8 protein-coding genes are annotated in these 14,825 nt (G+C 56.6%); 4 read left to right on the forward strand and 4 right to left on the reverse strand.

All coding sequences use genetic code 11. The annotated features are described in order from the left end of the window. Nucleotides 1-228: 228 nt before the first annotated feature. The 3 genes from BN348_RS01040 to BN348_RS01050 all read right to left on the reverse strand — a co-directional run bounded on the left by BN348_RS01040 (nucleotide 229) and on the right by BN348_RS01050 (nucleotide 4,546). A complete protein-coding gene (locus BN348_RS01040) occupies nucleotides 229-408 on the reverse strand; it encodes a DUF6440 family protein (protein WP_040195650.1) in 180 nt (59 codons plus the stop codon). A 163-nt stretch (nucleotides 409-571) separates the two neighbouring features. Further along, a complete protein-coding gene (locus BN348_RS01045) occupies nucleotides 572-1,000 on the reverse strand; it encodes a DUF2871 domain-containing protein (RefSeq protein WP_197068249.1) in 429 nt (142 codons plus the stop codon). Between the two features lie 729 nt (nucleotides 1,001-1,729). Continuing rightward, nucleotides 1,730-4,546: a glycosyl hydrolase family 28-related protein gene (locus BN348_RS01050; RefSeq protein WP_040195652.1), complete on the reverse strand. Its 2,817-nt coding sequence runs from the start codon at nucleotides 4,544-4,546 to the stop codon at nucleotides 1,730-1,732. A 525-nt stretch (nucleotides 4,547-5,071) separates the two neighbouring features. On the opposite strand from BN348_RS01050, the gene BN348_RS01055 reads away from it, so the two are divergent. The 4 genes from BN348_RS01055 to BN348_RS01070 all read left to right on the forward strand — a co-directional run bounded on the left by BN348_RS01055 (nucleotide 5,072) and on the right by BN348_RS01070 (nucleotide 13,110). Then, nucleotides 5,072-6,601: a response regulator transcription factor gene (locus BN348_RS01055; protein ID WP_040195653.1), complete on the forward strand. Its 1,530-nt coding sequence runs from the start codon at nucleotides 5,072-5,074 to the stop codon at nucleotides 6,599-6,601. Then, the gene (locus BN348_RS01060) at nucleotides 6,598-8,376 is read left to right on the forward strand and encodes a sensor histidine kinase (RefSeq protein WP_040195654.1); all 1,779 of its coding nucleotides are present in this window, start codon (nucleotides 6,598-6,600) and stop codon (nucleotides 8,374-8,376) included. The genes BN348_RS01055 and BN348_RS01060 overlap by 4 nt, the downstream gene beginning before the upstream one ends. Then, entirely contained in the window at nucleotides 8,363-9,460 is a 1,098-nt protein-coding gene (locus tag BN348_RS01065; RefSeq protein WP_040195655.1) for a hypothetical protein, read from the forward strand. Before BN348_RS01060 ends, BN348_RS01065 begins: the two co-directional genes overlap by 14 nt. Nucleotides 9,461-9,624: 164 nt before the next feature. After that, a complete protein-coding gene (locus tag BN348_RS01070) occupies nucleotides 9,625-13,110 on the forward strand; it encodes a glycoside hydrolase family 3 protein (protein ID WP_052446596.1) in 3,486 nt (1,161 codons plus the stop codon). A 171-nt stretch (nucleotides 13,111-13,281) separates the two neighbouring features. On the opposite strand, the gene BN348_RS01075 is transcribed toward BN348_RS01070, so the two are convergent. After that, on the reverse strand, nucleotides 13,282-14,727 hold the full coding sequence (locus BN348_RS01075) for a nicotinate phosphoribosyltransferase (RefSeq protein ID WP_040195696.1): 1,446 nt from the start codon (nucleotides 14,725-14,727) through the stop codon (nucleotides 13,282-13,284). Between the last annotated feature and the right edge of the window lie 98 nt (nucleotides 14,728-14,825).

Below are 14,825 nucleotides of genomic sequence, written 5' to 3' on the forward strand. Positions count from 1 at the left end.
ACCGGTGCGGCGCAGGCGCTGGTATGCGTGAAATCATCGCTGTCCATTCTCGTACTTCGATCGCATGTGTCCACCTGGTATTCCCCCTTTTTCATTGATGTTGCAGATGGGTGTCATCCCTTATCCTGAGGATAACACCTTCCGGCCCCGATTGCAAGTGAAATCCCGGAATTCATGGGGTGAGAAGAAAAAAAAATATCGTCTCCTCCGCGTCCGAACCGGCGGCGCCTACTTGCCGGTGACGGCCGAAACGACCACCTTGCCGTCCCGGTCAAGCAGCGGTGTCATGCCGCCGGCATAACCGGATGAATGAAACATGTAGTTGACACCGGTTTCACGGTCCACCCAGATTTCGGTGATGTTTGTGATTCCCTGTGCATAGACGCGCTCAAATCGATTGTTGTCCATAAAATAATCCCCTTTACAGTTATTTGGACAGGGAAGCGGGGCAGTCATGCTCCCTGTTTTCTCATGTCGAAGCTGTGATGGCCAGTATGTTCTTCCAGGCTCTTTCCCGCGGGCTTTCTATGGAATGCCGCGGCTCGATTTTTCCCCATATGGTTCGCGCGGGTCAAGCCGTTTTCTTTCTTTTAAGGACGCAGCGGCGCAGGAGCACGAAGAACAGGATGATTCCCACACCCAGCAGGATGTGCCCAAATCCGGCGATTCCGGAGATGCCGGCGTCCATTCCGGATGTCAGCCCGGCGCCGAGGACCTGGCAGACGCCGCGTACCGCCAGCATCGCGGCCGTCACGATAAGTCCGAGGTTATAGATGACAAAGAACGTGCCAAAGTGTTTCTGGTCGGAAAGGCGAAACGCCCGTTCCAGCAGGACGCACAGAAGGAAGAAGAACATGCCGAGCAAAAACAGGTGCGTGTGGACAAACGAAAGCGTCGTCTGCCCTTCAAATCCATGGAGCCTGGTGAACTCCCGGTAAAAGACCCCGCCGCACATGGCCAGTACCGCATAGGCAAACGAGACGTTGAGCAGTTTTTTCATCATAATACCGCCTTTCTGGTTTTGATGTGTATGGCTGCTGGATTTTTCAGCCTGCCCCTTCAAAGCTGCAGGATATCATTCGGCGCTGTGTTCTGAGCGCCGCCATGCTTCCGATAGGGCAGTGTCCGCCTTCTTGAGAGGATGGCGGAACCGTTTTTTCTGTTTTCCTCATGGATATCACACATCCTGACAAAATACACATCAAACATTTGTGTTGATACCGTTCTATTATAACATTTCGTTGCAGAAAATGGAACAGATCACGGATATGCCTTCGACTCTATTTTCCAAATAAAATCGGGATTTCCACAGGCGAAAATCCCGAGTCGCCGCAAAAGTATAAAAACAGAGAAAAAGAAGGGACCTATTATAGGAAACACCAAATTGCGGGAGGGGAACTGGCGGCCGGTGCCGCGGACGGTCATCAGGAACGGGGCAAAGACGCTGAATTCCCGACCTTTTTAAAGCATGAAGAGGGTATTTGCATCAAAAATCGTTCCTTAGAAACCTTCGGCAAGACCGACAAGGTGCAGTCATTCTCATCAGCAGAAAGAGAAACAGGTAAACTGCTGAAGCCGCCTTGGATTTACTGTTGCCATATACCGAAAAGAACAGGCTCCCAGACGGGGCCTGTTCTTTGTTTGCGGCAAGACCGCAGGTATACGGTTTCCTTTTTGAATCAGACATTGCTGCATACAGCGATGCCGGCATAGAGGCCGAGCTGCGATATCAGCCGGCGCTTGCCGAAAGCTGCGCCTGCACCGTAGAGGCCGTCAATGTGCCCGCGGTGTAGCCGCCGGTCAGCGAGACGGTTCCGCTGCTGCTGGCAAGCAGACTGTTCGCCTGATACGCTTCGGTGGTTGGCTGGGTTGTCAGATAGGCGACCTTCAGATCCTTGTCTTCTATCCATTTTTTAAACCCATCCAAAGTGTCCGCATAGCCGTCGTCAATTAAGGTCTGTCTGGAGATCCGGACGCGGACCGCGTTGGCTCTGCCGACGGTCAAGCCAACTGTAGTGGTTTCGGGATAGGGGTAAATGTCGTGCACCCTGCAGATCGTGAAATAATCGGACACAACGTCTTCTGGAAACTGGTCATCCGCATGTGGGAAGGCGTTTTCCAGAGGATTATTTGCGGCGACAAACAGAGAAGTTTTGGAACTTTTGCTGGTATTCTCAAACCAACTCATGGAACTGAGCGCCGCGACTTCGGTGTTATGCGTGATGGTGCCATTGCCGGTCAGCGCATTCACCTCCACCGTGTCCTGCATGCGCAGCTCCGGCAGTTCGACGCTGCTGTTTCCAACGGTTAACGAGCCGTTCGCGTGGACAAGCTCGCCGTTTCCGCCCGTGGTGCTGCCAACGGCGGTGTAGGCGATGATGACCTCCGCGTCGATGCGGCCTGTTTCCGGTAGCGCGACGGTGCCCGCCGTCTTGCCCGAGGAGGAGAAGACCGCCTGGGGGCCGTACGCAACCGAAACAATGCCGTTCAGATCGAGCGCTTCGGTGTACAGCGTTGCTCCGTTGACCGCCAAAACCGGGATGGTCCGTTCGGATGAGGCATTGGAGATGACGATGGTATCGCCGCTCTGGATGCCGTGCTGTGCGCTTGACAGCGTGATGACCGTGCTGTTCACATTGAGGTCTATGCTGCCGGTCAGATTCTCAGGAAGGCTCTTGCCCCACACGCCCGACGCGGTGCACACCAGATGGCTGACGCCGGTCTGCGCGCTGGGCTGGATCAGCAGCTGTCCGGCATAATAGCTGCCTGCCGGAATCGAGGCCCCGACCGCTTTTATCGCCGGGATGCGTTCGTACGGCTGGTCGTTGATGGAATCCATGGCCGGCGTGTAGAAGCCAGCGCCGCTCACACTCTGTTCGATGTTGTCCTGGACAAAGACCTTGCCATCGTCCACCAACGCCTTTGGGACGTCGATCGAGTGGATGCACTGGCCCTCTTCACTGGTGTCAATGATGCAGTTGTTTGTGATGAAGACGTTGGACAGCTCGTTGCGGCCCGCTCTCTCCGGCCAAAGCTTGATGCCCGCGCGAAGCTGGCAGATCCGCGCGTCCTCAACGACATCCTGCTCGTTCACAAGATAGGCCTTCCTGCACCAGCCGCAGTCGATCAGCTGATTGCCGTCCACAAAGAAGTTGCGCAGGCTGCAGCTCCGGATGGTCTGCCGGTTGACCAGAATGCCGATGCCCGGCGCGTTGACAATGACGTTGCCTTTGATATAGATGTCCTGAAGCGTCCAGGACTGCAGCATAATACCGCCGCAGAGCTTTAAGGCGGGGCTGCGCGTCTCATCGTAGGTGGACCGGTCAAAGGTAATCGTGTTGCCGATGAAGCTGCAGTTCTTTAAGGAACAGCGGGAGTTCATCGTCAGAATGCCGGTCGGGAAATCATACTGATACGAAAAGATCAGACGGATATCGTTGTTTTCGCATTTGACGCCCTTGACGCCGACGTCCACCGGCTCGATCTGGTCGTTTCCATAGAACGCGATGCCAATGCAGGCGTTGGTGATCATATTGCCGCTGACATTTCCGTAAGCGTCCGGGTCCGGCGCGCGGCCGGTATAGTTGATGCCGGAATGATACTTGTCGATGCTGTTGCGGCAGATGAAGGCGCCCTTTCCGTGGTTCTCAATGCCGCCCCTGCCGCAGAGGATGACGGAATCGTCTCCGGGAAGTGTCTCACCGACCTCGAACAGGGTCGTGATGCGGTTGTCGCACAGCGAGAAATTCGTTCCGACACAGTACAGTGCGCTGTTGTCGTAATTCTTTGTCGTGGCGGCACGATTCATATCAAACTCAAAATAACAGTTCTGAATGCGGTATCCGTCGCTCAGATTGCTCGCGTTGGAGACGTAGATCGCGTTGGAGCCCTGATGCCGGAAGGTCACACGCTCGATGGTGCAAAGGTGCATCGTCAGCAGGATGCAGTACAGCTTGAGGCCGTTTCCGCTGGGTCCCTCCACCGGCATGACCGGGTTGTTCTGGATGTTCTGGTCGATGGTAAAATCGCGCATCGTGATGCCCTCGACATAGGAGCTGATGCTTCCGATGACGGTTTTATACTGTCCCGCGTTGGCAGACACCTTAAAGATGGTGTTTTCCTGTCCTTCGCCGTAAAGGTTCCGGCCGTAAGGGGCAAGCCAGATGGCAGCTTTGTTGAGCTCCTTATTCGGGTCGCTTTCATTCCGGTAATACGGGGTCACGATATAGGTTCCCGCCGGCGCGTAGACGCTCTTGTATGCGCTCTGCGTAGCCTTGTTGATGACGGCGGTATCGTCGGTTACGCCGTCTCCCTTAGCGCCAATCTGGCGGATGTTGACCGTGTCGTTCTCCACCTGAAGCCGCGCGATGCGTCCCCCTGCGGTGGAAAATGAAAAATATCCGTCGCCTGTGCCCGAGGCGCCGATCAGATACGTGGCGCCGCCGCCGTCGTCCGCGGCGTAAAAACCTCTTGTCACAACGGTACTTCCGGCTTCCAAAGTTGCCGCCTGCATGCTGGCGACATTGTCAAAATACTGTAAAGCCATGATAGAATCCTCCTACAATCATGTTGTTTTAAAATTTACAGAGTATTGTGTGTCGTGATTGGAACGTCCGTGGCTTTCGGCTGTCCATATGGACAACATCACTTCTTGTCCATACTATGGACTTGTCTAAAGAAGGGTTCCAGAAGCATTTGCAGCCCACGAATCCAAAAAGGTCCGGTATACCGAAAAAACAAAGCGGAACGGCACGGTACGGGGCGTAAAAAGCATTCTTGGGGCGCTGAAAATTTTTTAGCCAGAATACTGGAACACACAATGAAAATACCCGCACGGGTAAAGGGAGCGGATTCATCGGCTGCCCGTACAGGCGGCTGCGCCGCGGAAGATCTGTGACCTCAGGCGAGCTGCAGGGAGTGGAAGTTTTCAGGATGAAAATCCGGCGACGCCCAAAAGATCACAGTGGATATTCCGCGGCAAATATGATAAGATGATGTAAAGTCACATCAAAAGCACGGATGAATATCAAACGAAGGAAGTTTGGGGGGCATTGTCAGGTTGGAGGATGTCATGAAGATAACGGTTTTATTGGTGGACGACGATAAAATTGAGATGGATCAGTTTAAAAGCAGCGTGGATTGGGACGCGCTTGGGCTGGAGATTGTGGGGACCGCAATCAACGGGCTGTTCGGCTATCAGCTCTATGAAAAGCTGCGGCCGGATCTGGTGATCACCGACATCGAGATGCCCGGCATGACCGGCATAGCGCTTGCGGAGAAGATCCGGGAAAAGGACCCGCGGACCAGGATCATCTTCCTGTCGAGCTATGAGAAATTTGAATACGCCTACTCCGGCTACCGTCTGCAGGTGTGCGATTATCTGCTCAAGCAGCGGCTGAAGAGCGCAGAAACCGGGGAAAAGCTCTGTAAGGTCCGGGAGGAGATTGCGCTGGAAAAGCGCCGGACGGCATCCCAGAAAACCGAGGAGGCCTTCCGGCGGTTTCTGGATGGGAAGGATTCCTCTCTGCCGCAGGACAGGACCTATGCGGCTGCCGCTGTGTTCGCGGAGAGGCCCCTGCCCATTGTCCTGTCTTATTTCCGGGAGCTGTCCGCCCCGAAGCGGATGGACATCGAAGATGTCAGGAAGACGCTGGGAGACAGCATCTCAATGGCTGTGCCGATTCCGGATGACGGAATCCTGCTCCTGCTGGAAAACGATGCGCGTGGCGGACTGCCGGGAAGCTGGGATCTTGCCTGCCTGGACCTGCTGGAAACCCTGCAGAAGGCATGGGGACAGTCCCTTTACCTGGTGAAGGTGGCTGAAACGGAGCGTCTCGCGGAAATCGGGATGCGCTGCTCGGCCGGCAGGGAGCGGCTGCAGCTGCGCTGCTTCTGGCCTCAAAACCAGGTCCTCGATTTTGCCTGCCTGCGGGAAGGCGGAAAGCCGGATGCGGTGCTGCAGCCGGAAATTCTGCAGCGGATGGATGAAAAGCGCGACAGCTATCTGCTGGAAGCGTATCTGGATGAGGTGCTTGGACCGATGATCGAACAAAAATGCTATAAGGCGTTTTCGGACGCCGCGCATCAGCTGTTCTTCCACCTGTGCAGCGCGACGCAGGGGCTCATCGATCCGGAGCATCATGCGGAGATCCGGCTGTTTCAGGAAGCGGAGCTGAACAAAATCTGTACGGCGCAGGCGGCGGCTGTCTACCTCAAGGACCGTTACCGCGCCTATTATCATCTGCTCGGGTCCAGGGAAGACCGCCGGTATTCACCGGATGTGGAGGGCGCCGTGAGGTTCATCTGCCAGCATTACGCCGACAGCTCGACGGATATTGACCGGATCGCCAAACACGTGTCGTTAAGCCCGGCCCGGCTTCGCGCCCTGTTCAAGCAGGAGACCGGCAAAACGCTGCACCAGTACCTGACCGAGGTGCGGCTCCAGCGGGCGGGACAGCTGCTGACACAGGGCAAGCGGCGGAAGCTCGACGACATCGCGCGGGAGGTCGGCTATCTGAACGGCCGGTATCTCAGCCGGGTATTCAAGAAAGAATACGGCGTCACGCCGGAAGAATATAAGTGGAGGAATCAGGAAACGTGAAATACAACAGCATCACAGGGAAGCTGTGCAGGGCGGTCTTGGCGGTGGGGCTGATCCTCAGCATTTTGATCAGCTTTATCATCTATCCGATCATCTACGGTGTCCTGAAGGAAAACGCGGTCAGCAATGTGCGCCAGATCAGCGAACAGGCTACGGAGCGCATCGACCGGGCGATCGGACAGCTCGAGATGTACAGCCGGTTTATCGGCGGCGACGAGTACCTTTATCAGCTGCTGCAGAAGGATGAGCGGGAGCAGGATGCCGTCGTGCGGGAAGAGCTACGCACGGCCATGACCGGATACCTGAACTTCTTTCCGAACGTCTCGAGCTGTATGATCATGCTGGAGAACGGCCGCAGCTTCGGAGACATCAGCTGTGCGCTGAACGCCGGGAGGATCCGGCACAGCGACTGGTACCAGGATTACAGGCAGAACGGCTACAGCCGGCATTTTTCCGGGCTGGTCGGCTACGACGGCGCTATCCCGGAGGAGGGCGAGCCCGGCGGCTTTGTGTGTCTTGTCTATCCTTACCAGAACAAGGCTATGAAGGGGGATTTGATCTTTGTTGTGCCGTTCGCGGTCTTTGAGGGCGCGTTCGACATCTTCTATGAAAACGGCTTCGACCTGATCCTGTTCGGCCGCAACAATATGCCGGTCTTCAAGCGGTACAATGGCGAGGACACAAATATGGACGTTTCCCGCGTGCGCGGCATGATGGAGCAGCCCGGTGTCAAGAGCATCCTGGAAAGCGGGAACCGGCACGGCGTGGATATGGTGGCCTATACGCAGCTGGGCGGATGGAAGCTCGCGCTGCATGTCCCGAACGACTACATCATCGGCTACTTCCAGTCAACCTTCTATTTTCTCTATATCATGCAGCTGGTCATGGTTCTGGCGTTCATCCTGAGCCTGGTGCTGCTGATTTCACGGCGGCTGCGCCCGCTGCGTCTCATCTCCGGGCAGATGAACCATGTGACCGAGGACAATCTGGATGTGCAGGTCGAGGTGCACACCGGCGACGAGCTGGAGGAGTTGGCCGATTCGTTCAACTATATGCTGCAGCGGATTCAGGCCAATGTCCGGGAGCAGATTGAACATGAACGCACCGAAAAACAGATGGAGTATGCGCTGATGGTGGCGCAGGTGGATCCTCATTTTATCTATAAAACCCTCAATGTGATCACCTATCTGGCCGAGCAGGGGGAAAACGAGCGGCTCATCGGCGTCAATACGGCGCTGATCGATATCCTGCAGGACCGGCTGCGCATCAGCAAAATCGACGTGTTCGATACGGTGCAGAGGGAAATTGAGATGGTGGAAAGCTATCTCACGATCCAGCGTGTGCGGTATTCGGACAGCATCCGCTTTGAGAAACAGGCGGACAGCGCGGCGCTGTCAGAGCAGCTTCCGAAGAACATCCTGCAGCCGCTGGTGGAAAACGCGGTGTTCCACGGCGTACTGCTGAATGTGGATGAAACGATGCGGATTCTGGGCGGAACCGTCCGGCTGGCTGTCTACAAGGATGGAAGCGAGCTTGTCATCCAGGTATCGGACGACGGGCCAGGCATGCCGCCTCAAGCGATGCGGCGCTACTTTGAGGAGGAGGTCGGCCCCGGTGAAGAAAAAGGGAAGCACATCGGCATCCGCAACATCCGGCAGCGGCTTTCCTATCTGTATGGGGATGCGTACAGCCTGCAGGCTGCCAGCAGCCCGGGGATTGGGACGAAGATCACGCTGCGTCTGGGAGAGAGAAGGGAACGGCATGAAACGATTTAGATGGACGGCGGCCCTGCTGGCGCTCATCCTGACGCTGACAGGCTGTGCGGGAGAGCAGCGGGAAAACAGGAAGGACGCGGAGAAGGAGTGCTCGATCGGCGTCATCTTCTACGGGGAGCGGGGAAGAAACGACCAGCTCAGCGACGCGGTTTTTGCCTATGCGGATTACCTGGAGCAGCAGTTCGACGTGCGCTTTACCTTTGCTTCCTCCGAGAATACAGGCCATGTGGAGGCGACCCGGCAGCTCTGCGAGCAGGGGGTGGACGTCATCCTGAACGCCAACACCGAAGCGATTCCGGAAAGCGTCGCGGTCTGCGAGGAATATCAGGTCTACTGGCTGCAGATTCTGGACCTGCCGACCGACACGGACATTGTCGACCGGTTCCGGGACAGCCCGTATTATCTGGGCTCCATCATCAACGACGACCAGTCGACGTCCAGACGGATGACCCAAAAGGTGCTGGAGACGGGAGCAGAGCGCATCGGCGTGACCTCGCTGCCGGATACGGTCAGTACCTCCGTGACGCATACCACGCGCGCCGACAGCATTATGAACACTGTGCTGAAGTCGGATGGCCGGTCGCTGGAGTTTGTGCTGAAAACCTACAACCTGATCGGCGGGCTGCAGAGCATGGCGGCGCAGGGATTCCAGCCGGATGCGCTGATCACGACCACAAAATCCTTTTACCTCCCATTGTCCGATATACAGGAGATCTTCGGCAACGAACGGCTTAAAGTGGCCTATTTTGACCTCGTGGAAAGCACACGGCAGGATTTGGAGAACGGAAGCGCCGCCGCCGTTGCCTGCGGACAGCACAACATCCTCGGGCTGGCGTTCGCATACGCCTACCATTATGTAAATTCCGACTTCCGGCCCGAACAAAAGCTTGCGCTCACCTGCGACTACATCCTGATCGGGTCGGCTGAAGAATACGACCTGTTCCAGCAGTACTGCATCGAGCAGATGCCGTATTCCAAAGAGGAGCTGCAGGGCATTATTGACAGCCTGGATGTCGGCGTGGAATGGCTGCGGGAGTATGCGAACAGCTATGACTTGCAGAAAATTGTGTCTAAAAAATCATAAAAATGATAAGGCTCCATTTAATTGAGCGTTTTAGTGCACCGAATGATTGATTTTGCACCTTTTTTTATCCGGCAGATTGTGATAATGTAACTAGTGCATGGAGAAATTCCAGGATTTCTGTGTGAAATGTGAAATTTCTATGTTAGGATTAAGGAGAGGATTAAATGAAGAAGGTAAACAAAATCGTTTCGGTTCTGTTGTCGGCCAGCATGGTCATGAGCATGTCGCTTACAGCGAATGCGGCGACCACCGACCCGACGCAGTCCCAGCGCGAGAAAGACAATGCCGCGCTTGCGAGAAGGGTCGCGGCGCAGGGCATGGTTCTGCTGGAGCAGAACGCGGATAATGTGCTTCCGATTGGGGGCTCGTCCAAGCCGGTCGCGCTGTTCGGAAACGGCGCAATCCGCACCGTGCGCGGTGGAACCGGTTCGGGAGACCCGTTCAACGGCGGACTGAGCGGCGGCGGAGACCCGCTGGTCAACCAGAGCGAGCGCTATCATGTCAACATCTACGATACCTTTGTCCGGGAGGGCTACGATGTCACGACCGGCGATTTCCTGGAAAACTTTGCGGTCGGCTATGACGAAGAACTGCAGAAATCCGCAACGAACCCGATGGCGACCTTCGCCTATCCGGAAATGCAGCTGACCGAGGACTTCGTGAAGGAATCCGCTGAGAAGACCGATACGGCGATCTATGTCATCGCGAGAAACGCCGGCGAGGGCGCGGACAGAAGCAAGACCACCAAGACTGCCACTGTGAACGGCGTGCAGTACGAGGTGGGCGACTATGAGCTTTCCCAGCAGGAACGCGAGAACCTGGAACTGGTTGGAAAGAACTTCGACAAGGTTGCCGTAGTGCTCAACGTCGGAGGCACCATCGACACCAAGTTCTTTGATGAGATCGAGGGGCTCGACACCCTTCTTCTGATGGGACAGGCTGGACAGGAAGCGGGCGACGCGCTGTATGACGTCGTGACCGGCGCGGTGACGCCGTCCGGCAAGCTGACCACCACCTGGGCCGAGAACTATTCGGATTATCCGGCCTCCGAAACCTTTGCAAACAACGACGGCAATATCAAAAAGGAAACCTATGAAGAGGGCATCTATGTCGGATACCGCTACTTCGACACCTTCGGCATCACGCCGCGGTATGAATTCGGCTACGGCCTTTCCTACACCGACTTCGATATGAAGGTGCGCAGTGTGGACGCCGATATTGACAGCGTCACGGTCGAGGTCGAGGTGACCAACACCGGCGACACCTATTCCGGCAAAGAGGTCGTGCAGGTTTACTACTCCGCTCCGGACAGCGCGGCGGCTGAGAAGGCCTATCAGGAGCTGGCGGGCTTTGAGAAGACCGATGAGCTTGCACCGGGACAGAGCCAGATCCTGACGATCTCCTACAACACCAAGGATATGGCTTACTACAACGAAGCGAAGGCCTCGTATATGCTCGACAAGGGCGACTATGTCATCCGCGTCGGAAATTCCTCTCGGAACACCGAGGTCGCGGGTGTCGTCAGCCTGGACGCGGACACTGTGACCGAAATCCTCAGCAACCAGATGCATCTGCCCGAAGAGGAAAACCTGACTGAATGGTCCAAAGAGGGCGAAACCCCGTACACCTATGCCGGCGAGGCACAGGAAATCGCGGACGCACCGGTATTTACGCTCAAGAGCGCAGATTTCCCGGCCGCGCCGAACAACGCATCCGCTTATGACGATGAAACCGTCAACACCTATACCACAGACCCGAATGCGCAGAAGACACAGGATTACGAAAACATCGTGCAGGTTGCGGACAAATCCGGCTCCACGCTGCTGGACGTCTACAACGGCAAGGTTTCGATGGAGGAATACGTCGCGCAGATGTCGCTGGAAGAGCTTGCAGACATCAACTGCGGCTCCGGCTGGGGTGTCGCCAATGAGAACGCGCCGATCGTCGGTTCGAACTCCGACACCATTCCGGGCGCGGCCGGCGAAACCACCAACAAATATTTCGTCAAATACGGACTTCCGGCCATCGTCGTCGCAGACGGACCGGGCGGCATCCGCGTCAAGCAGGAATATGAAGCGACCAATGTGACCACCGGCGAAGCGGAGACCTATTACCAGTACTGTACGGCCTGGCCGGTATCGGTTCTGCGCGCGCAGACCTGGGACGTCGAGCTGCTGTACGAGGTCGGCAAGGCGTATGCGGCGGAGCTGGAAGAGATGGGCATCACCATCGTGCTCGGCCCGAGCCTCAACATCCACCGCGACCCGCTTTGCGGCAGAAACTTCGAGTACTATTCCGAGGACCCGATCATCTCCGGTTTTATGGCGTCCGCAGTCACGATGGGCGTGCAGTCCGTACCGGGCGTCGGCGCCTGCCTGAAGCACTATGCCGCCAACAACCAGGAGTCCAACCGCAACGCGGTCGACACCATTGTCAGCGAGCGTGTGCTGCGTGAAATCTATCTCAAGGGCTTTGAAATTGCGGTCAAGGCATCCCAGCCGATGTCGATCATGACCTCCTACAACCTGATCAACGGCGTACCGGCCGCGGACGATTACGATCTGTGCACCGATCTTCCCAGAGGCGAATGGGGCTTTAAGGGACTGATCATGACCGACTGGAACGGCGGTTCCTCCACACCGGCCATCTCGATGCACGGCGGAAACGACCTGATCATGCCGGGCGGCCCGACCCGCGCCACCAACATCGTCGGCGGTGTTGTAGATGTGACACCGGAGTTCGATGAAAGAGGACAGGTTGCGCTGAAGGAAGAACCCATCATGGGAACCTGGACGCAGACCGTTGCATCCTGGGGCGAGTTTACCATTGCCGCCGACGGCGATAAAGAAGCAGCCGCACAGCTTGGCGAAGGATACACCGCCAGCGTGGACGAGGATGGAAGCATCCTGGTCAACGGCGAACCGATCTACCGCACCTACAAGAGCAGCTGGGGCGGACCGGGCACCTTCTCCGATCCTGTGACCACTGAATTTGCATCGGTCAGCGAGGACGGCAAGCTGATCACCTACCGCGGCACCTACCCGGAAAACTTCATCACGCTGGGTGATGTGCAGAAATCCGCCATCAACAATCTGAAGATCATCGAGCAGTCGATTGCCATGCGCGCATTCTACAAGGATGAAGACATCCAGCTCGTGCCTTACTCCAGCCAGTTCGAGCTTGCGCAGTACAACATGAACACCAGAAGCGAGCCGTTCACCTGGAGAACCATCACCGTCGAAGCGGACGAAGGCGCATCGGTCAATCTGGACAGCACGACCGCTATGCCGGGCCAGACGGTGGACTTCACCGTTTCTGTCAGCGACAGCGCCAAGGAAATCCAGCAGGTCGCTGTGGTATCCGCTCAGGCGGGCACACAGGTGCTCAGCGCAGCGGAAGGCGCTTACAGCTTCACCATGCCGGATGAGGATGTCGTCCTCAAGGTAAGCCTCAAGGATGCCGAGAGCCAGAACCCCGGCGGAGATACCTCCGAACCGGGCACAAGCGAACCGGGTTCATCCTCCGGCGGCAGCAACCCGGATAAGGATTCCCCGTTCACCGGCGACAGCCTGCCGCTGATGGTTTTGGTTGTGCTCGTAGCAATGGGTGCTGTAACCGTTCTGACGGTCAGAAAAAAACGCGTTAGATAATCTTCCTTTTCCATAATACATCAGAAAGCCCGAAGCGTTTACGCTTCGGGCTTTCTCTTCTTTTAGCGGGAGGAAGGTTTCTGCGGCTTTAAGATTGCCGGGGAAATACCGGATGATAGAGGATCCGGATGAAGGATAAAACGGATGGACGGGGAAATCCCACAGCATCGTTTACTGGTGTTTGCTCTCCTCCAGAAGCCGCTGCTTAACCTCCCAGAGCCGCCGGGACAGGTCGACATAATAGGTGTGCGGGTTCTCGAACCGCTTCACCTCGTCCCAGAGCAGGTCAACCTGCTCCAGACAGTATGTCCGGATTTGATCGATCTGCGGGCTGTCATAGACGCGCCTGCCGTTCAGGAAAACCGGAATCAGCAGTTCCCTCACGGTAAAATCGGTCAGCGTTTTGGTTTTCCAGGTGGCGTTCGGGTCGAAGATGGTGTGCGGCTTGCCTTCCGGGATGGTTTCGTCGTAGATGCACAGCTCGTCGGCCAGCGCTTTGCCGCTTTCCCGGTCGAACAGCCGGTATACCTTCTTGAAGTGCGGATTGGTGATCTTCGAGATGTTGTCGCTCACCTTGATTTTCGGCAGGATGACGCCGTCTTCATGTTCCACGGCCACAAGCTTGTAGACCCCGCCGAACACCGGCGCGCTCCTGGAGGTGATGAGCCGCTCGCCGACGCCGAACAGGTCAATCTGCGCGCCCTGCAGGACCAGATCCCGGACAAGGTATTCGTCCAGGGAGTTGGACGCGACGATCCTGCAGCCGGGAAATCCCGCCTCATCGAGCATCCTGCGGGCCTTCTTGGAGAGATAGGAGATGTCGCCGGAATCCAGGCGGATGGCGCAGTCGGTGATGCCCAGCGGCGTGAGCACCTCCCGGAACGCGCGGATCGCATTCGGGACACCGCTTTTCAGGGTGTTGTAGGTGTCGACCAGCAGCGTCACACTGTGCGGGTACAGCTCGCAGTAGGTTTTGAACGCTTCGTATTCAGAATCGAACATCTGAATCCAGGAATGCGCCATTGTGCCGCCGGCCGGCACACCGTACAGCTCGTCGGTCAGCGTGCAGGAGGTGCCGGAACAGCCGCCGATGTAGGCCGCGCGCGCGCCGACAACCGCGCCGTCCGCGCCCTGCGCGCGCCGCGCGCCGAACTCCAGGACCGTCCGGCCCTGCGCCGCCCGTACGATCCGGTTTGCCTTGGTGGCGATCAGCGACTGATGGTTTAATGCCAGCAGAACGAAGGTTTCAATCATCTGCGCCTCAATGGCCGTGGCACGGACGGTCATCGCCGGCTCGTTCGGGAATACCGGCGTGCCCTCCGGCACGGCATAGATATCGCCCGTAAACCGGAAGTGCCTTAAGTAATCCAGAAAGGACTCGTCAAACAGCTTTTTAGAACGGAGATAGGCGATGTCCTGTTCATCAAAGTGCAGCTGTTCGATGTAATCGATGACCTGCTGGAGTCCGGCGGAAATCGCAAAGCCACCGCCGTCCGGCACCGAACGGAAGAACACATCGAAGTAGGTGGTGCGTTTATAAAAACCGTTTTTAAAGTATCCGTTGCACATGGTCAATTCATAGAAGTCGCAGAGCATCGACAGATTTTCACGTTGCATCATTTGAACATCCTTTCTGTATGTGAGGTGAACAGTTCTGTCTGCCACACCATCCTTCTTGTGTAGGATGAATGGTTCAGACTGCTACGCCGTCCTTC

This window comes from Candidatus Soleaferrea massiliensis AP7 (assembly GCF_000820765.1).
In the GTDB taxonomy this organism is placed as follows: Bacteria; Bacillota; Clostridia; order Oscillospirales; family Ruminococcaceae; genus Soleaferrea; species Soleaferrea massiliensis.